At 40.2% G+C, this 20,317-nt stretch carries 20 protein-coding genes and 3 pseudogenes; all 23 read right to left on the bottom strand.

Annotated elements, in window-relative coordinates:
• Positions 1-23: 23 nt before the first annotated feature.
• The gene (gene rplF / locus BCAMP_RS03920; protein WP_035313847.1) at positions 24-563 is read right to left on the bottom strand and encodes a 50S ribosomal protein L6; all 540 of its coding nucleotides are present in this window, start codon (positions 561-563) and stop codon (positions 24-26) included.
• A 27-nt stretch (positions 564-590) separates the two neighbouring features.
• Positions 591-989, bottom strand: a complete 399-nt coding sequence (gene rpsH / locus BCAMP_RS03925) for a 30S ribosomal protein S8 (protein WP_035313849.1) — start codon at positions 987-989, stop codon at positions 591-593.
• 31 nt (positions 990-1,020) lie between these two features.
• Entirely contained in the window at positions 1,021-1,206 is a 186-nt protein-coding gene (locus BCAMP_RS03930) for a type Z 30S ribosomal protein S14 (protein WP_035313851.1), read from the bottom strand.
• Between the two features lie 41 nt (positions 1,207-1,247).
• Positions 1,248-1,787: a 50S ribosomal protein L5 gene (rplE, locus tag BCAMP_RS03935; protein ID WP_035313853.1), complete on the bottom strand. Its 540-nt coding sequence runs from the start codon at positions 1,785-1,787 to the stop codon at positions 1,248-1,250.
• A gap of 27 nt (positions 1,788-1,814) precedes the next feature.
• Positions 1,815-2,124: pseudogene (gene rplX / locus BCAMP_RS03940) on the bottom strand (50S ribosomal protein L24).
• A gap of 45 nt (positions 2,125-2,169) precedes the next feature.
• A complete protein-coding gene (rplN, locus tag BCAMP_RS03945) occupies positions 2,170-2,538 on the bottom strand; it encodes a 50S ribosomal protein L14 (protein ID WP_035313855.1) in 369 nt (122 codons plus the stop codon).
• Between the two features lie 61 nt (positions 2,539-2,599).
• Positions 2,600-2,864: pseudogene (gene rpsQ, locus BCAMP_RS03950) on the bottom strand (30S ribosomal protein S17).
• Between the two features lie 50 nt (positions 2,865-2,914).
• Positions 2,915-3,106 carry a 50S ribosomal protein L29 gene (rpmC, locus tag BCAMP_RS03955; protein WP_029091533.1) on the bottom strand — a complete coding sequence of 64 codons (192 nt, stop codon included), beginning with the start codon at positions 3,104-3,106 and terminating at the stop codon, positions 2,915-2,917.
• Positions 3,096-3,530 carry a 50S ribosomal protein L16 gene (gene rplP / locus BCAMP_RS03960; RefSeq protein ID WP_035313859.1) on the bottom strand — a complete coding sequence of 145 codons (435 nt, stop codon included), beginning with the start codon at positions 3,528-3,530 and terminating at the stop codon, positions 3,096-3,098. Before rplP ends, rpmC begins: the two co-directional genes overlap by 11 nt.
• A 3-nt stretch (positions 3,531-3,533) precedes the next feature.
• Complete coding sequence (gene rpsC / locus BCAMP_RS03965; protein WP_035313861.1) at positions 3,534-4,196, bottom strand: 30S ribosomal protein S3; 663 nt, start codon at positions 4,194-4,196, stop codon at positions 3,534-3,536.
• Positions 4,197-4,198: 2 nt separating this feature from the next.
• A pseudogene (gene rplV / locus BCAMP_RS03970) lies at positions 4,199-4,554 on the bottom strand (50S ribosomal protein L22).
• Between the two features lie 21 nt (positions 4,555-4,575).
• Positions 4,576-4,851 carry a 30S ribosomal protein S19 gene (gene rpsS / locus BCAMP_RS03975; protein WP_035313866.1) on the bottom strand — a complete coding sequence of 92 codons (276 nt, stop codon included), beginning with the start codon at positions 4,849-4,851 and terminating at the stop codon, positions 4,576-4,578.
• Positions 4,852-4,906: 55 nt separating this feature from the next.
• Positions 4,907-5,740, bottom strand: a complete 834-nt coding sequence (gene rplB / locus BCAMP_RS03980) for a 50S ribosomal protein L2 (RefSeq protein WP_035313868.1) — start codon at positions 5,738-5,740, stop codon at positions 4,907-4,909.
• A gap of 23 nt (positions 5,741-5,763) precedes the next feature.
• Entirely contained in the window at positions 5,764-6,048 is a 285-nt protein-coding gene (gene rplW / locus BCAMP_RS03985; protein WP_035313869.1) for a 50S ribosomal protein L23, read from the bottom strand.
• Positions 6,048-6,671, bottom strand: a complete 624-nt coding sequence (gene rplD, locus BCAMP_RS03990) for a 50S ribosomal protein L4 (RefSeq protein WP_035313870.1) — start codon at positions 6,669-6,671, stop codon at positions 6,048-6,050. Before rplD ends, rplW begins: the two co-directional genes overlap by 1 nt.
• Positions 6,672-6,699: 28 nt before the next feature.
• On the bottom strand, positions 6,700-7,326 hold the full coding sequence (gene rplC, locus BCAMP_RS03995) for a 50S ribosomal protein L3 (protein ID WP_035313871.1): 627 nt from the start codon (positions 7,324-7,326) through the stop codon (positions 6,700-6,702).
• A gap of 29 nt (positions 7,327-7,355) precedes the next feature.
• Entirely contained in the window at positions 7,356-7,664 is a 309-nt protein-coding gene (rpsJ, locus tag BCAMP_RS04000) for a 30S ribosomal protein S10 (RefSeq protein WP_035313872.1), read from the bottom strand.
• Between the two features lie 577 nt (positions 7,665-8,241).
• A complete protein-coding gene (tuf, locus tag BCAMP_RS04005) occupies positions 8,242-9,426 on the bottom strand; it encodes an elongation factor Tu (protein WP_035313873.1) in 1,185 nt (394 codons plus the stop codon).
• A 115-nt stretch (positions 9,427-9,541) separates the two neighbouring features.
• Positions 9,542-11,617 carry an elongation factor G gene (gene fusA, locus BCAMP_RS04010; protein WP_035313874.1) on the bottom strand — a complete coding sequence of 692 codons (2,076 nt, stop codon included), beginning with the start codon at positions 11,615-11,617 and terminating at the stop codon, positions 9,542-9,544.
• Positions 11,618-11,694: 77 nt separating this feature from the next.
• Positions 11,695-12,165, bottom strand: a complete 471-nt coding sequence (rpsG, locus tag BCAMP_RS04015; RefSeq protein ID WP_035313875.1) for a 30S ribosomal protein S7 — start codon at positions 12,163-12,165, stop codon at positions 11,695-11,697.
• Positions 12,166-12,191: 26 nt separating this feature from the next.
• Positions 12,192-12,605, bottom strand: a complete 414-nt coding sequence (rpsL, locus tag BCAMP_RS04020) for a 30S ribosomal protein S12 (RefSeq protein WP_035313876.1) — start codon at positions 12,603-12,605, stop codon at positions 12,192-12,194.
• Between the two features lie 272 nt (positions 12,606-12,877).
• Positions 12,878-16,483, bottom strand: a complete 3,606-nt coding sequence (rpoC, locus tag BCAMP_RS04025; RefSeq protein WP_035313877.1) for a DNA-directed RNA polymerase subunit beta' — start codon at positions 16,481-16,483, stop codon at positions 12,878-12,880.
• Between the two features lie 102 nt (positions 16,484-16,585).
• Entirely contained in the window at positions 16,586-20,143 is a 3,558-nt protein-coding gene (gene rpoB, locus BCAMP_RS04030) for a DNA-directed RNA polymerase subunit beta (protein WP_051456873.1), read from the bottom strand.
• Positions 20,144-20,317: the final 174 nt, after the last annotated feature.

The following is a 20,317-nucleotide window of genomic DNA, read 5'->3' on the forward strand; positions in this document are numbered from 1 at the left end:
TTAGTAAACAATGCTATGCAGCATTATTTACCAGTTTTACCTTCTTTACGACGAACATGTTCGCCTACGTAACGAATACCTTTACCTTTGTAAGGTTCTGGTGGACGAATCGCACGAATGTTAGCAGCTAAAGCGCCAACTTTCTCTTTATCAGCACCTTTGATGATAACTGATGTGTTGCTAGGTACTTCAACTTCAATACCTGTTTCTGGTTCAAACTCAACTGGGTGAGAGAAACCAACGTTAAGAACTAATTTGCTACCTTGCTTTTGAGCACGGTAACCGACACCAATAAGTTCTAATCCTTTAGAAAATCCAGTCGTTACACCTTCGATCATGTTCGCGATTAATGCGCGAGTTGTACCGTGAAGTGCACGTACTTTCTTATCTTCAGAAGAACGACCGATTACGATCTCAGACCCTTCTTGAGTAATAGTAAGTTGTGAATCAAATTGTTTAGCAAGTTCTGTTGAAGCACCTTTTACAGTTACGTGATTGTTATCAGTAATTGTAATGGTTACGCCAGCAGGAACTGTGACTGGTTTTTTACCAATACGTGACATGTTTGCACCTCCTTATGTTCTAAATTATTACCACACGTAAGCGAGTACTTCGCCGCCAAGTTGTTTAGCACGTGCTTCTTTATCTGTTAATAAACCGTTAGATGTTGACACAATAGCGATACCTAAACCATTTAATACTTTAGGAACCTCATCAGCTTTTGCATAAACACGGAAACCTGGTTTAGAAATACGTTTTAATCCTGTAATAACACGTTCGTCGTTTGCACCATATTTTAAGAATACGCGGATAACGTTTTGTTTGTCATCTTCGATGTATTCAACTTCACGGATAAAACCTTCACGCTTAAGAATGTTAGCGATCTCTTTTTTAACGTTAGAAGCCGGAACTTCTAAGCTTTCGTGACGAACCATGTTAGCGTTACGAACGCGTGTTAAGAAATCTGCAATCGGATCTGTCATAACCATTTTTAATTAACCTCCTTCCAATACTGAATACTTACCAGCTTGCTTTTTGAACGCCAGGAATTTGACCTTTGTAAGCCAATTCACGGAAACAAATACGGCAAAGTTTAAATTTGCGGATAACTGAGTGTGGACGACCACAACGTTCACAGCGAGTGTATGCTTGAACAGCATGTTTTGGCGTGCGTTGTTGTTTAGCTACCATTGATTTTTTAGCCACAATGTTGCCTCCTTATTTTACACCGCCGAAGCGATGACTTATTATTTTTGGAATGGGAATCCAAATCCAGTTAATAATTCGCGAGCTTCTTCGTCAGTGTTAGCAGTTGTAACGATAACGATATCCATACCACGAGTTTTATCAACTAAATCGAAAGAAATTTCAGGGAAAATTAATTGTTCTTTAACACCTAAAGTGTAGTTACCGCGACCGTCAAATGCTTTTTTAGAAACACCACGGAAATCACGTACACGAGGAAGTGATACAGAAACTAATTTATCAAGAAATTCGTACATTTTTTCGCCACGTAAAGTAACTTTAGTTCCGATTGGAACACCTTCACGTAAACGGAAACCAGCGATTGATTTCTTCGCTTTAGTAATAACAGGTTTTTGACCTGCGATTAATGTTAATTCTTCAACCGCTTTGTCTAATAACTTAGCGTTTGAAGTAGCATCACCAACACCCATGTTGATAACGATTTTATCGACTTGAGGCACTTGCATAACTGATTTGTATTCAAATTTCGTTACTAACGCAGGTGCAATTTCATTTTTATAAATGTCTTTGAAGCGACTCATTGATTGTAGTCCTCCTTTCATTAGAAATTATTTAATTACTTCACCGGATTTTTTAGACACTCGTACCTTTTTCGTCTCCAACAATCTTGAAGCCAACACGTGTTGGTTTACCAGATTTCGGATCAAGAAGAGCAACGTTTGACATATGAATCGGTGCTTCGATATTTAAAATACCACCTTGAGGATTGTCATTCGATGGTTTAGCATGTTTTTTAATCATGTTGATACCTTCTACTAGGACACGATCTTTTTTAGCTAAGATTGATAAGATAACGCCTTGTTTACCTTTATCTTTACCAGCTAATACTTGAACTTTATCACCTTTTTTTAGATGCATATCTATAGGCACCTCCTTTTAACTCGGAATGGGTTACATTTTGTATTAAAGTACTTCTGGAGCTAATGAAACGATTTTCATGAAGTTGTTTTCACGTAATTCACGTGCAACAGGTCCGAAAATACGAGTTCCTTTAGGTGTATTATCGTCTTTGATGATAACGCATGCGTTTTCGTCAAATTTGATATATGAACCGTCAGGACGACGAGCGCCAGACTTAGTACGAACGATGACAGCTTTAACAACTTCACCTTTTTTGACAACGCCACCTGGTGTTGCATTTTTAACAGTAGCTACAACGATATCACCGATGCCAGCAAATTTGCGGCCAGATCCACCAAGTACCTTAATTGTTAAAACTTCACGAGCACCAGAGTTGTCAGCGACTTTCATTCTACTTTCTTGTTGTATCACTGATAATTCCTCCTTCTATGCAGTATCGACAAGCGACAGTTACACATTTAATTTAGCGAGATTAGATAACAACAGCAGTTTCGACGATTTCAACAATGCGGAAACGTTTAGTAGCAGATAACGGACGAGTTTCTTCGATGCGTACGATATCGTTAATTTTAGCTGAGTTATTTTCATCATGTGCTTTGAATTTTTTTCGACGATTTCACACGTTTGCCGTAAAACTTATGTTTTTTGACGCTTTCAACTACAACTGTAATTGTTTTGTCCATTTTATCTGAAACAACACGGCCTGTGTATACTTTACGTTGATTACTTTCTGACATATGAGTGTAATCCTCCTTCTCAAAAGATTTTATTTTTCTTAAAAGTTAATTTATGCTAATTCTCGTTCACGAACGATTGTTTTAACACGAGCGATTGCTTTACGTACTTGACGGATACGAGCAGTGTTTTCTAACTGACCCGTTGCAAGTTGGAAACGTAAGTTGAATAACTCTTCTTTTAACTCTTTTTCTTTTGATTGAATTTCAGTAGTGGACAAGTCACGAATTTCTTTAGTTTTCATTTGAGTCACCACCAATTTCTTCACGTTTTACGAATTTTGTTTTGATTGGCAATTTATGTGATGCCAAACGAAGAGCTTCGCGAGCTACATCTTCAGGAACGCCGGCAACTTCAAAAAGAATTTTGCCACGTTTAACTGGACTTACCCAACCTTCAGGAGCACCTTTACCAGAACCCATACGAACACCGATAGCTTTAGCAGTGTATGATTTATGAGGGAAGATTTTAATCCAAACCTTACCGCCACGTTTCATGAAACGAGTCATAGCAACACGAGATGCTTCGATTTGACGGTTAGTGATCCATGATGATTCTACAGCTTGTAAGCCGTATTCACCGAATGATACTTCTGCGCCGCCTTTAGTAAAACCACGCATTTTCCCACGGTGCTCTCTACGATATTTAACACGTTTAGGTACTAACATCTTTTATTTGCCTCCTTCCGATTTTGCAATATTTTTCTTCGTTGGAAGGACTTCACCGCGGTAAATCCAAACTTTAACGCCTAGTTTACCAAAAGTAGTATCTGCTTCTTCCCATGCGTAGTCAATGTCTGCGCGTAATGTATGAAGAGGAACAGTTCCTTCACTATAATGTTCTGTACGAGCCATGTCAGCTCCGCCTAAACGACCAGAAACTTGCGTTTTGATCCCTTTAGCGCCTGCACGCATAGTACGTTGCATAGCTTGTTTAAGTGCACGACGGAAAGACACACGGTTTTCTAATTGTTGAGCAATACTCTCCCCAACTAATTTAGCATCAAGATCAGCACGTTTGATTTCAACGATGTTGATATGAACGCGTTTGCCTGTTAAATCGTTCAATGCTTTACGTAAAGTTTCTACTTCAGCGCCGCCTTTACCAATAACCATACCTGGTTTAGCAGTATGAATCGAAACGTTAACGCGTTTTGCAGCACGTTCAATTTCAACACGTGAAACTGAAGCGTCTTTTAAGCGTTTAGCGATATATTCACGAATATGTAAATCTTCGTGTAATAAGTCTGCGTAATCTTTACCAGCATACCATTTGGCATCCCAATCACGGATAATACCAATACGCATACCTATTGGATTAATTTTTTGACCCACGACTATCCCTCCTTTATTTTTCTGTCACAGTTACAGAGATGTGACTTGTACGTTTGTTAATTTGACTTGCACGACCCATCGCACGTGGACGGAAACGTTTAAGTGTTGGTCCTTCATTCACTTGAATGTCTGTAAGTACCAATTTGTTAACATCTAAATCATAGTTATGCTCCGCGTTAGCGATAGCAGAGTTTAAAACTTTAGTGATGATTGGCGAAGCGCCACGTTGTGTTAGTGCTAAAATAGCAATTGCTTCTCCGACTTGTTTACCTCGTACTAAATCAGCAACGATACGTGCCTTACGAGGAGCAATGCGGACTGTTCTTACAATTGCTTTTGCAGATGTAATTTCTGCCATTGTAAAACCCTCCTCTCAATATTAACGAGTTTTTTTATCGTCACTACCGTGACCACGGTAAGTACGTGTAGGTGCGAATTCACCCAGTTTATGACCAACCATATCTTCTTGAATGAAAACTGGAACGTGTTTACGTCCATCATAGACAGCGATTGTAGTGCCGACAAATGATGGGAAGATTGTAGAACGGCGTGACCAAGTTTTAATTACAACTTTTTTCTCAGACAGTTTTGCAGCATCCACTTTTTTAACTAAGTGATCATCAGCAAAAGGTCCTTTTTTAAGACTACGACCCATTAGATTGCCTCCCTTCGGATAATGGCTGCGTAGCATAAGCTACGCTGCGTAACAATTATTTTTTACGTCCACGAACGATAAATTTATCGGACTTGTTCGTTTTCTTACGTGTTTTCTTACCAAGAGTTGGTTTACCCCATGGAGACATTGGTGATTTACGACCAATTGGAGCTTTACCTTCACCACCACCGTGTGGGTGATCGTTAGGGTTCATTACTGAACCACGAACTGTTGGACGTTTACCTAACCAGCGCGAACGACCAGCTTTACCGATGTTCACTAATTCATGTTGTTCGTTACCAACTTGACCGATTGTCGCACGACATTCAGCAAGGATCATACGAACTTCACCTGAGTTAAGACGTACAAGTACGTATTTAGTGCCTTCTTTACCAAGAACTTGAGCAGAAGTACCGGCAGAACGAACAAGTTGTCCACCTTTTTCTGGTTTAAGTTCGATGTTATGAACGACAGTACCTACAGGGATGTCTTTAAGTGCTAAAGCGTTACCTGTTTTAATATCAGCGCCTTCGCCTGAATAGATGACCATGTCAACAACAAGCCCTTTAGGAGCGATGATGTAACGTTTTTCACCATCTGCATAATGAATTAATGCAATGTTAGCTGTACGGTTTGGATCGTATTCGATTGTAGCAACGCGACCTGGAATGCCGTCTTTGTTACGTTTGAAATCGATGATACGGTATTGTTTCTTGTGTCCCCCACCATGGTGACGAACAGTAATTTTACCTTGGTTGTTACGGCCTGCTTGACGTGATTTCGAAGCTAACAACGATTTCTCTGGTTTGTTAGTTGTGATTTCAGCGTAATCAAGCGATGTCATGTTACGACGACCGTTTGTGGTTGGTTTATATTTTCTGATTCCCATTTTTGGTTATCCTCCTATCTGGTTTAGTTTTCGAATAAAGTAATTTCTTTACTACCTTCAGCTAATGTAACAATCGCTTTACGACGTTTGTTAGTATAACCAGCGTATTTACCCATACGTTTAAATTTCGCTTTGTAGTTTAAAACGTTTACTTTAGCAACTTTAACGCCGAAAATTTCTTCCATCGCTTTTTTGACAGCTACTTTGTTCGCTTTAACGTCTACTTCGAAAACATATTTGTTTTCTTCTACGAAAGTCATAGATTGTTCTGTGATGACTGGGCGCTTAATGATGTCACGTGCATCCATTATGCAAGCACCTCCTCTATTTTTTCAACAGCAGCTTTAGTAACGATTAAGTTATCGTGTGCTACGATATCTAATACGTTAATTCCGTCTGCTTTGACAACTGTAACTCCTGGAAGGTTACGAGCAGAAATTGCTGCGTTTACACTAGCATCGTCAACGACAACTAATGTTTTACCTTCAACTTTAAGGTTAGCTAATGCTGCGATAAAGTCTTTTGTTTTTGGCGCATCGAAAGCTAAGCCTTCTAAAGCTACCAATTTTTCGTTTGCAACTTTATCAGATAAAACTGATTTAAGAGCTAAACGACGAACTTTTTTAGGTAATTTGTATGCGTAACTACGTGGAGTAGGACCGAATACAACACCACCACCAACCCATTGAGGTGAGCGGATAGAACCTTGACGCGCACGTCCAGTTCCTTTTTGACGCCATGGTTTACGACCACCACCACGTACTTCAGAGCGATTTTTAACCTTATGGTTACCTTGACGTAATGACGCACGTTGCATAATAATTGCATCGAAAACGACATTTTCGTTAGGCTCGATTCCAAATACAGAATCATTTAGTGTTAACTCACCAGCGTTTGTACCATCTTGTTTTAAAAGTGCTACTTTAGGCATTTCATGTTCCTCCTTTCTGAATCAATTATTAAGCTTTTAAAGCTGATTTAATTTGGATTAAAGATTTTTTCGGTCCTGGCACGTTACCTTTGATTAAGATCAAGTTACGTTCAGCATCGATTTGGACAATTTCCAAGTTTTGGATTGTAATTTGAGTACCACCCATTTGACCTGGTAATTTTTTATTTTTGAATACGCGGTTAGGTGCAACGGGACCCATTGAACCAGGACGACGGTGGTAACGGCTACCGTGAGACATAGGTCCACGAGATTGACCATGGCGTTTAATTGAGCCTTGGAAACCTTTACCTTTCGAAGTACCTGTAACATCAACGACGTCACCTGCTGCGAATGAATCTACCTTAATTTCTGAACCTACTTCATACTCATCTAAGCTAACGCCGTCAAATTCTTTAACGAAGCGCTTAGGAGTAGTGTTAGCCTTACTTGCATGACCTTGCTCTGGTTTGTTCGACAATTTTTCACGCTTAGAATCAAAACCAACTTGAATAGCTTCATAGCCATCAGTTTCAACTGTTTTCTTTTGTAAAACAACGTTTGGAGTTGCTTCGATTACAGTTACTGGAATTAATTCACCGTTAGCAGTGAAAATTTGTGTCATACCAACTTTTTTACCTAAGATTCCTTTAGTCATGGGTTACACCTCCTGTTTTTTTGTTTGGATTATAATTTGATTTCGATGTCCACACCACTTGGTAAGTCAAGACGCATTAACGCATCAACTGTTTTTGGTGTTGGGTTTACGATATCGATTAAACGTTTGTGAGTACGCATTTCGAACTGCTCACGTGAATCTTTGTACTTGTGAGTCGCACGGATAACAGTGTATACAGAACGATCAGTTGGTAACGGGATTGGGCCAGATACATCTGCACCTGAACGTTTCGCTGTTTCAACGATTTTTTCTGCTGACTGATCTAAAATGCGGTAATCATAAGCTTTTAAACGAATACGAATTTGTTGTTTTGCCATTATTTTCCCTCCTTTTCGCTTGATCTAACAAGCATATTCCATGGAAATTTCCGATACAAGCGCCATGACAAAGCGGCCGGGTGTATCGCAACCTCCCACTTCAACATTTTTGTGGGGCACTGCTGGATTTCGTTTACCAATACAGGCATACGAGTCCCTTTGGTTTCACACTTGTACAATTATACATGATTCTAAACATAATTTCAAGTACTTCTTGATTATTTTTCAAGTCGCCTCGACTTACGTTTCATTGTCAGTTGCAGGCTTGTTGCGGCTCACCTGCCTCATCACGTGCATTGGCCACGCTCTGTTCCAAAAGACCCTCAAGGTGATTCATTACTGCTAATCACCAACGTTATTTATAATAACACAAATCAGCCCAATAGTCGGCTAATCCACTCGGTTTTTTTGCGCACTCACAACACAAGCACTCTAAATAGAAGGTGTTGTATCATTCAGAGTCCTTCTAGCAAACGTCAACGACCGTTCTAACAACGTTTAAAAAACGATCTATAACGTTTATCCCAGAATACAAAAAACCGGTGCAGATTGCTCTGCACCGGTTTTAGATGTTAAATTATTTAGAGATAGATGCTACGACACCAGCACCAACAGTACGTCCACCCTCACGGATAGAGAACTTAGTACCATCTTCGATAGCGATTGGAGCGTGTAATTCAACAGTTAAAGAAACGTTATCGCCAGGCATAACCATTTCAGTACCTTCTGGTAATGTAATTGAACCAGTTACATCAGAAGTACGGAAGTAGAATTGTGGACGGTAGTTGTTAAAGAATGGCGTATGACGTCCACCCTCTTCTTTAGATAATACGTATACTTCTGCAGTGAAAGAAGTATGAGGAGTGATAGTACCTGGTTTAGCAAGTACTTGACCACGTTCGATTTCTTCACGAGAAACACCACGTAATAATGCACCAATGTTATCGCCAGCTTCAGCGTAATCTAACAATTTACGGAACATTTCAACACCAGTTACTACTGATTTTTTAGTATCGTGGATACCAACGATTTCGATCTCGTCAGCAACTTTGATAACACCACGTTCAACACGGCCTGTAGCAACAGTACCACGACCAGTGATTGAGAATACATCCTCAACTGGCATCATGAATGGTTTGTCAGTATCACGTTCTGGAGTTGGGATGTAAGAATCTACTGCATCCATCAATTCAAGAATTTTTTCTTCGTATTCTGGTTCGCCTTGTAAAGCTTTAAGTGCAGAACCACGGATGATTGGAACATCATCGCCTGGGAAGTCATATTCGCTTAATAAGTCACGAACTTCCATTTCTACTAATTCTAATAATTCTTCATCATCAACCATGTCGCATTTGTTTAAGAATACAACGATGAAAGGAACACCAACTTGACGAGAAAGTAAAATGTGTTCACGTGTTTGAGGCATCGGACCATCAGCAGCAGATACTACTAAGATACCACCATCCATTTGAGCAGCACCAGTGATCATGTTTTTAACATAATCGGCATGTCCAGGACAGTCAACGTGTGCGTAGTGACGAGTTTCAGTTTGGTATTCAACGTGAGCAGTAGAGATAGTAATACCACGTTCACGTTCTTCAGGAGCACCATCGATAGCGTCGTATGCTGACGCTTCTGCAAAACCTTTCTTAGATAATACAGTAGTGATTGCAGCTGTTAAAGTTGTTTTACCATGATCAACGTGTCCAATAGTACCAACGTTTACATGGGCTTTTGAGCGATCGAATTTTTCTTTAGCCATTTTGATATTTCCTCCTTGGATATATAAGTTATTTTTATTTTTAAGTAACATCATCGAGAGCAATCGTAAAATTACTCCCTATGATATTTATACTTCAAAATCAGTAAAAAATCAATTATTGACCTTTGTTAGCTTTAATAATTTCTTCTGCTACAGATTTAGGTACTTCTTCGTAATGATCGAATTGCATTGAGTAAACACCACGGCCTTGTGTCTTAGAACGTAAGTCAGTAGCATATCCAAACATGTTAGATAATGGTACAAATGCACGGACAACTTGAGCGTTACCGCGAGCTTCCATACCGTCTACGCGTCCACGACGACTTGTGATGTCACCCATGATATCACCAAGATACTCTTCAGGCATTACTACCTCAACAAGTTCAATTGGTTCTAACAATGCAGGGTCACATTTTTTGTAAGCTTCACGTAATGCGTAAGATGCAGCAACACGGAAAGCTGTTTCATTTGAATCGACATCATGGTAAGAACCATCATAAAGCTTAGCTTTAACATCGATTAATGGGTAACCAGCTAATTGACCGTTAGACATAGAATCTGCTAAACCTTTTTCAACTGCAGGGATGTATTCACGAGGAACAACACCACCGACGATTGCGTTTTCAAATTCAAAGCCTTTTCCTTCTTCGTTAGGTGTAAATTCAACCCATACGTCTCCGTATTGACCTTTACCACCTGATTGACGAACGAATTTACCTTGAACTTGTGCAGATTTCTTGAATGATTCACGGTAAGAAACTTGTGGATCACCAACGTTAGCTTCAACGTTGAATTCACGACGCATACGATCAACAATGATATCTAAGTGAAGTTCACCCATACCAGAGATGATTGTTTGACCCGTTTCTTGGTCAGTTTCAGCGCGGAAAGTCGGATCTTCTTCAGCTAATTTAACTAAAGCTTGACCCATTTTATCTTGATCTGCTTTTGATTTAGGTTCAATCGCAACCGAGATTACTGGTTCTGGGAATTCCATTGATTCTAAGATAACGGGATGTTTCTCGTCACACAAAGTATCACCAGTAGTTGTGTTTTTAAGTCCGACAGCAGCCGCGATATCACCAGCGTGGATTTCAGGAATCTCTTCACGGTGATTTGCGTGCATTTGAAGAATACGACCAACACGTTCACGTTTGTCTTTAGATGAGTTCAATACGTAAGAACCGGATTGTAACACACCTGAGTACACACGGAAGAATGTTAAACGACCAACATAAGGGTCTGTCATAACTTTGAATGCTAAAGCTGAGAATTCAGATTCGTCTGTTGAAGGACGTGATGTTTCTTCACCGTCCATAGTTGTACCAACGATAGCAGGTACATCTGTTGGAGCAGGAAGGTAATCAAGAACAGCATCTAACATCGGTTGAACACCTTTGTTTTTGAACGCTGTACCACATAATACTGGGTAGAATTCTACCGCAATTGTAGCACGACGAATTGCTGCTTTTAATTCTGGCGTTGAAACTTCTTCGCCTTCTAAGTATTTATCCATGATGCTTTCGTCTACGTCTGCAATAGCTTCGACTAATTTATCACGGTACTCTTCAGCTAACTCTTGCATATCTTCTGGGATAGCAACAGTGTGAGGATCATCACCAATTTCGTTTTCATAAATATACGCTTGCATCTCAACTAAATCGACAACACCTTTGAACGTGTCTTCAGCACCGATAGGTAATTGAATTGCGCCTGCATTTGCATCCAGACGGTCATGTAAAGTACCTAAAGAGTATAAGAAGTCAGCTCCGATTTTATCCATTTTGTTGATGAATACAACGCGGGGAACACCGTAAGTAGTAGCTTGACGCCATACTGTTTCAGTTTGTGGTTCAACACCTGATTGCGCATCAAGTACTGCCACAGCACCATCAAGTACACGTAATGAACGTTCAACTTCAACAGTGAAGTCTACGTGTCCAGGTGTATCGATGATGTTGATACGGTGGTCTTTCCATGCAGCAGTTGTAGCTGCTGATGTAATTGTAATCCCACGTTCTTGTTCTTGCTCCATCCAGTCCATTTGAGCGCCACCATCGTGAGTTTCGCCAATTTTGTGGATTTTACCTGTATAAAAGAGAATACGTTCAGTAACAGTTGTTTTACCGGCATCGATATGAGCCATAATCCCAATGTTACGCGTATTTTCTAAGGAGAACTCTCTTTTCATTTGGTATTTCTCCTTCCAAATTATAATTTATAATCAAACAGCAGTTTCTAAGGTTATTAAAAACTGCTTGCTTGATCCTACCAGCGGTAGTGAGCGAAAGCTTTGTTGGCTTCAGCCATTTTATGAGTGTCTTCACGTTTTTTAACGGCTGCACCAGTGTTGTTAGCTGCATCCATGATTTCGTTAGCAAGACGTTCTTCCATTGTTTTTTCTCCACGAAGACGTGAATAGTTAACTAACCAACGCAACCCTAGAGTTGAACGACGGTCTGGACGAACTTCGATTGGCACTTGATAGTTAGCTCCACCAACACGGCGTGCTTTTACTTCAAGAACTGGCATAATGTTGTTCATTGCTTGTTCGAATACTTCGTTTGCTGGCGTACCAGTAGTAGCTTCAATCTTAGCAAATGCTGAGTATAAAATTGCTTGTGATTTTCCACGTTTACCGTCAACCATCATTTTGTTGATTAAACGAGATACCAATTTCGAGTTGTACATCGGATCTGGTAAAACGTCACGTTTTTGAACAGGACCTTTACGAGGCATTAAAATGTCCTCCCTTCTATTTTATATTATTTTTTAGGTTTCTTAGTTCCGTATTTAGAACGCGATTGTAGACGACCGTCTACACCTGCTGTATCTAAAGCACCACGGACGATGTGATAACGTACTCCAGCTAAATCTTTTACGCGTCCCCCACGAATAAGAACAACACTATGTTCTTGTAAGTTGTGACCGATTCCTGGAATATAAGCAGTTACTTCGATTGAGTTAGTCAAACGAACACGTGCATATTTACGTAAAGCCGAGTTCGGTTTACGTGGAGTCATCGTACCCACACGTGTACATACACCACGTTTTTGTGGAGAGTTCACGTTAGATTGCGCTTTTTTGAAACTGTTGTAAGATTTACCTAATGCTGGTGAATTTGATTTTGATACTGACGCTTTACGCGGTTTACGTACCAATTGGTTAATTGTAGGCATTTTGTATTTTCCTCCTCTCGAAAATTGTAATAGTTTTTGCGACTTTATAAGCACACATATCCAAGCGTATCATTTTTAAATGAAAATAAAATGTTGTAGTAAGCTACAACGATTAGACCATGCCTTTATAAAACCTCATTACTTCAAATTGAAGTACCTTAAGTATCTTATCATTTAAAAATGTGTTCGTCAACCATAAAAAATCGTCTCTTTTAAATAAAAAAAACGTCCGTCCTTGCTATCACAAGGACGGACGTTTGAATTAAAAAGTTTTATTCTTCAGTCGCTTCAACTGCGGCAGCTACTTTCGCTGTGACAAGTTTCGCTTCTGCTTTACGGTATTTAGGCATCCCTGTACCAGCTGGCACGAGTTTACCTAAGATAACGTTCTCTTTAAGACCGATTAAGTTATCACGCTTACCTTTAATGGCAGCATCCGTCAACACACGTGTTGTTTCTTGGAATGATGCAGCCGATAAAAATGACTCAGTTTCAAGCGATGCTTTTGTAATACCAAGTAAGACAGGACGAGCAGTAGCTGGTTGGCCACCTGATAAAATCGTGTCTGCATTGGCATCTTTAAACGCGCTAATATCCATTAATGTTCCTGGTAAAATATCAGTTTCACCTGGATCAAGGACACGCACTTTACGTAACATTTGACGAACCATTACTTCAATATGCTTATCGGCAATTTCTACCCCTTGCATACGGTATACTTTTTGTACTTCTGCTAATAAGTAGTTTTCTACTGTAATAACGTCAGTAACGTGTAACAATTCTTTTGGATCGATTGAACCTTCCATTAACGCGTCACCACGTTTAACGTTGTCTCCTACATTAACAGTTAAGCGCGCAACGAGTGGCACAGTGTAAGTACGTGTTTCTTGTGTACCAACAACAGTGATTTCGCGTTGACGGTTAGCTTTTTCGTCAATGGCTTTAACAACACCGGTTAATTCAGTAATAACAGCGTGACCTTTAGGGTTACGTGCTTCAAAGATTTCTTGGATACGAGGTAAACCTTGTGTAATATCTGATCCGGCTACCCCACCAGTATGGAATGTACGCATTGTTAACTGAGTACCAGGTTCACCGATTGATTGAGCTGCAACGATACCGACAGCTTCACCAACCTCAACCTCAGAACCAGTAGACAAGTCTTTACCATAACTAATTTTAGATACACCATGTTTCGTATTACATGTGAATACTGAACGAATCCAAACTTCTTTAATGCCAGCTGCAGGAACGGCATCTGCCAATTCTTGTGTAAACAACTCATCTTGACGAATAATAACTTCATTCGTTTCCGGATGACGAATTGTTTTCGCTGAGTAACGACCTTCAAGACGTTCTGTTAACGGTTCAATAATTTCTGGACCTTCAACAATATCAGATACGAGTAAACCATGATCAGAACCATCGTTTGTTTCACGTACGATAACATCTTGCGCCACATCTACTAAACGACGAGTCAAGTAACCTGAATCGGCTGTTTTAAGCGCCGTATCCGTTAAACCTTTACGAGCCCCATGTGAAGAGATGAAGTATTCAAGAACATTTAGACCTTCACGGAAGTTAGATGTGATCGGTAATTCAACGATACGTCCAGAAGGATCGGCCATTAAACCACGCATACCCGCTAACTGTGTAAAGTTTGAGATGTTACCACGGGCACCAGAGTCTTGCATCATGAAGATTGGGTTTAAGCGATCTAAACCAGCGATAAGTTTACTTTGTAACGTATCTTTCGCTGCGTTCCAAATTGCAATAACTCGTTCATAACGCTCTTCATCTGTCATTAAACCACGTTTAAACATTTTTGTAACATTTTCTACTTCATCATGTGATGCCGCTAAGATTTGAGGTTTATCCTTCACAACGATGATATCAGAAATACCAACTGTGATACCAGCAAGTGTTGAGTATTTGAACCCTTGATCTTTCATACGGTCTAACATTTTTGAAGTTTCAGTGATGTGGAACAATTTGAAAATTTGAGCGATGATTTCTTCAAGATTTTTCTTCTTGAATGGTAACAAGACGCTTTGTTGTTCAATATGTTTTTTCACATCAGTTGTAGAAGGCACGAAGTAATGAGCAGGTGTTGCTACTTCAAGATTCGTTTTAGTTGGTTCATTCATGTATGGGAACGACGGTGGCAAGATTGAGTTGAAAATCAATTTACCAACTGTTGTAATTAACAATTGTTTGTTTTGTTCAGCTGTGAATGTTTCGTTACCTAACGAGTTGGCAGCAACTGCAATCCGTGAATGTAAATGCACGTAACCGTTTTGGTAAGCAATCATTGCTTCGTTAATATCAGTAAAGATTAACCCTTCACCAACAATGCCTTCGCGTTCTAATGTTAAGTAGTAGTTACCAAGAACCATATCTTGTGATGGTGTTACAACTGGTTTACCATCTTTCGGGTTCAGAATGTGGTTAGCTGCTAACATTAAAATACGGGCTTCGGCTTGAGCTTCAGGTGAAAGTGGTACATGGACAGCCATTTGGTCACCATCGAAATCGGCGTTGTATGCAGTACATACTAACGGGTGAAGACGAATCGCACGACCTTCAACTAAGATAGGTTCGAATGCTTGGATACCTAAACGGTGTAACGTAGGTGCTCGGTTAAGTAACACTGGGTGTTCGCGGATAACGTCTTCTAATACGTCCCAAATTTCTGGTGAATGACGTTCGATTTTACGTTTTGCACTCTTAATGTTGTGTGCTAATCCACGTTGAGTTAACTCACGCATAACAAATGGTTTGAATAATTCAATTGCCATTTCACGTGGTAAACCACATTGGTACATTTTTAAAGAAGGTCCACAAACGATTACTGAACGGCCTGAATAATCGACACGTTTACCAAGTAAGTTTTGACGGAAACGACCTTGTTTACCTTTAAGCATGTGTGATAAAGATTTCAATGGACGGTTACCTGGTCCTGTAACAGGACGGCCACGACGACCATTATCGATTAAACCATCGACAGCTTCTTGTAACATCCGTTTTTCGTTTTGAACGATAATGCTTGGGGCACCCAGGTCTAATAAACGTTTCAAACGGTTGTTACGGTTAATAACACGACGGTATAAATCGTTTAAGTCAGATGTCGCAAAACGGCCACCTTCAAGTTGCACCATCGGACGAATTTCCGGTGGAATAACTGGGAGAACGTCTAAGACCATCCAGCTCGGTTTATTACCTGAGTGACGGAAAGCTTCCAACACTTCAAGGCGACGAATCGCACGAGTACGACGTTGACCTTGAGCTGATTTTAACTCCTCTTTCAATTCAGCAACTTCGCCTTCTAAATCAACAGCGTCTAAGAGACGTTTGATTGCTTCAGCACCCATTCCTGCTTGGAAAGATTGACCGTATTTTTCACGGTAAGCACGGTATTCGCGCTCAGATAATAATTGTTTTTTGTCTAACGCTGTATCACCAGCTTCAGTAACAACATAAGAAGCGAAGTAAATAACTTCTTCCAACGCACGAGGTGACATGTCTAAGACAAGACCCATACGACTTGGGATTCCTTTGAAGTACCAAATATGTGAAACAGGCGCCGCTAATTCAATGTGTGCCATACGTTCACGACGTACTTTTGATTTTGTGACTTCAACGCCACAACGATCACAGACAACACCTTTATAACGAACACGTTTGTATTTCCCACAAGAACATTCCCAATCTTTAGTTGGTCCAAAGATACGCTCACAGAAAAGACCATCACGTTCAGGTTTCAATGTACGGTAGTTAATTGTTTCTGGTTTTTTGACTTCACCAAAAGACCACGAGCGGATTTTATCAGGTGACGCTAAACCTATTTTCATATAATCAAAGTTATTAACATCTAACAAGGGGTCAACCTCCCTATCGTTTTTTGTATTCTATTGTAAAACTGTTTATAAACAAGCATAACGAACTGTATTCACAGCTCGTACGCAAGTTTCTTATAGTGTTTAGTCTACTGTTGGTTCATCGTTAGCAGGTTCTGCTTTAATGGCAGCTGATGGCGTTAAAAACTCTTCATCTTTTACGTAATCTTCATCATCAAGTTCACGTAATTCGATTTCTTCGTCGTCAGCCGACATCATTTTCACATCCATACCTAAACTTTGTAATTCCTTGATCAATACTTTGAATGACTCTGGAATACCAGGTTGTGGTAAGTTCTCACCTTTAACGATTGCTTCGTATGTTTGCACACGACCAACAACGTCATCTGATTTGTAAGTTAAGATTTCTTGAAGAATGTGCGCTGCACCGTAAGCTTCAAGAGCCCATACTTCCATCTCACCAAAACGTTGTCCACCGAATTGCGCTTTACCACCAAGTGGTTGTTGCGTAACAAGTGAGTAAGGTCCTGTTGAACGAGCATGTAATTTATCATCAACCATGTGGGCTAATTTGATCATGTACATGATACCAACTGATACACGGTTATCCATTGCTTCACCTGTACGACCATCGTATACGATTGTTTTCGCATCTTCTGCCATACCTGCTTCTGCAACAGTGCTCCATACATCTTCTTCATTCGCGCCATCGAATACAGGTGTCGCAATATGAATACCTAATTGACGCGCTGCCATCCCTAAGTGTAATTCAAGTACTTGTCCAATGTTCATACGAGAAGGTACACCGAGTGGATTAAGCATCACATCGATTGGTGTGCCGTCTGGAAGATAAGGCATATCTTCTTCAGGTAGAATACGAGAGATAACCCCTTTGTTACCGTGACGTCCGGCCATCTTATCACCAACGTGGATTTTACGTTTTTGAACGATGTATACACGAACGAGTTGGTTAACGCCTGGTGCTAATTCATCACCGTTTTCACGTGTGAATGTTTTAACATCAAGCACGATTCCGCCACCACCGTGAGGGACACGAAGAGAGGTATCGCGAACTTCACGCGCTTTTTCACCAAAGATAGCATGTAATAAACGTTCTTCAGCTGTTAATTCAGTTACACCCTTAGGTGTTACTTTACCAACTAATAAGTCACCGTCTTTAACTTCAGCACCAACACGGATAATACCGCGTGAATCTAAGTCTTTTAACGCTTCCTCAGCCACGTTTGGAATATCACGTGTCATTTCTTCAGGTCCTAATTTGGTATCACGTGCTTCTGATTCATATTCTTCAATATGAACAGATGTATAAACGTCATCTTTTACAAGACGCTCGTTCATGATAATCGCATCTTCATAGTTGTAACCATCCCACGTCATGAAACCAACGAGTACGTTACGTCCTAATGCCATTTCACCTAATTCCATTGATGGACCATCAGCTAAGATGTCACCGACAACAACACGGTCACCTTGGCTTACGCTAGGTGTTTGGTTGTAGCAAGTACCAGGGTTTGAACGAGCGAATTTTTGGAGATGATACGTATCAAGTGCGCCTTCTGTTTCTTTACCTTCAATGTCAGCAATACGACGTACTGTAATGTATTTAGCTTCAACGTGTTCAACAATACCGTCAAATTTCGCTTTAACAGCTGCACCAGAGTCACGGGCAGCCACGTGTTCCATCCCTGTACCAATAAATGGCGCTTCAGGACTTAATAACGGAACCGCTTGACGTTGCATGTTGGCACCCATAAGGGCACGGTTGGAGTCATCGTTTTCTAAGAAAGGAATACATGCCGTAGCGGCAGATACAACTTGTTTAGGTGAAACGTCCATGTAGTCAATACGTTCTTTTGTAACAGATAAGTTTTCAGAACGGAAACGCGCTTGGATTTCTTCGTTTAAGAATTGTCCATCTTCGCTAAGTAATGAGTTTGCTTGCGCAACAACGTAGTTATCTTCTTCATCAGCTGTTAAGTAATCGATATGATCAGTTACTTGGTTTGTTTCAGCATCAACACGACGGTATGGCGTTTCAATGAAGCCATAACGGTTTACACGTGCGTATGAAGATAACGAGTTAATTAAACCGATGTTCGGGCCCTCAGGCGTTTCAATCGGGCACATACGACCGTAGTGAGAATAATGTACATCTCGGACTTCGAAGCCGGCACGTTCACGTGTTAAACCACCAGGTCCTAATGCAGAAAGACGACGTTTATGCGTCAATTCGGCAAGTGGGTTCGTTTGATCCATGAATTGTGACAATTGCGAACTACCAAAGAATTCTTTGATGGCTGCAACGACTGGACGGATGTTAATTAATTGTTGCGGTGTGATTGTTGTCATATCTTGAATCGACATACGTTCACGTACTACACGTTCCATCCGGCTTAAACCGATACGGAATTGGTTTTGTAACAATTCACCTACAGAACGTAAACGACGGTTACCTAAATGGTCAATATCGTCTGTTTCGCCGATGCCATGTAATAAACCAAAGAAGTAACTTACAGATGAAATGATATCAGCAGGTGTTACATGCTTAACATCAGCTTCTAAGTAAGCATTACCGATTACGTTAACGATTTTTTCTTCGTCTAATGGCGAATGAACTTTAATCGATTGAATTGTAATCGGTTCTTCTAACGCGCCACCATGAGGAGTTAAAGTCGTAAAGCCAAGGCCAGCCTCTAATTTTTCCATGATTGCATCTAATTTACGACGGTCTAAAATCTCATCTTTAGCTGCAATAATTTCACCTGTTTCAGGATCAACTAATGTTTCAGCTAAGCGTTGATTAAAGAGACGGTTTTTCGGATGTAATTTTTTGTTGATTTTGTAACGACCAACGTTTGCTAAATCGTAACGACGCGCGTCAAAGAAACGCGTATATAAGAGGTTTTTAGCATTTTCAACTGTTGGTGGCTCACCAGGACGTAAACGTTCATAAATTTCTAGTAACGCTTTGTCGGTGTTTTCTGAGTTATCTTTTTCTAATGTGTTACGTAAGTATTCATTGTCACCAATTAAGTCAACAATTTCTTGATCTGAGCTGAAGCCCAACGCACGTAACAACACTGTTGCAGGTAATTTACGCGTACGATCGATACGAACGTAAACAACATCTTTTGCATCAGTTTCTAATTCTAACCATGCCCCACGGTTCGGAATCACTGTTGACCCGTACCCTTGACGGCCATTTTTATCCATACGATCATGGAAATAAACACCTGGTGAACGAACTAATTGCGAGACGATTACTCGTTCCGCTCCGTTAATAATGAAAGTACCCATTTCTGTCATTAATGGGAAATCACCCATAAAGACTTCTTGGTCTTTCACTTCACCGGTTTCCTTATTAATCAAACGCAATTTTACACGTAATGGTGCCGAATAAGTCGTATCGCGCTCTTTAGATTCCCAAATAGAATATTTAGGTTCGCCTAACGAATAATCGATAAATTCCAACGATAAGTTTCCTGCAAAATCCTCAATTGGAGAAATATCATGAAACATCTCTTTCAAGCCCTCATCTAAAAACCATTGATAAGACGCTGTTTGAATTTCGATTAAATCTGGTAACTCCAACACTTCGCTGATACGTGCAAAACTTCTGCGTTGGCGATGACGTCCATACTGTTCAACATGTCCTGTCAACCAATTCACCCCTCAAAGAATCGTATTTTTTAAACGGTGCCATACACCGTTTGTCCATAGCTAATACCCCGTTATACGGAAATATTAGGCCTAAAAAAAGCCACCATTTAGATCTGTCTGCATGAAAAAACAGCCCAATGATATCTATTATATTGGCATTATAATATCATACAA

The organism is Brochothrix campestris FSL F6-1037 (assembly GCF_000525915.1).
GTDB lineage: Bacteria > Bacillota > Bacilli > Lactobacillales > Listeriaceae > Brochothrix > Brochothrix campestris.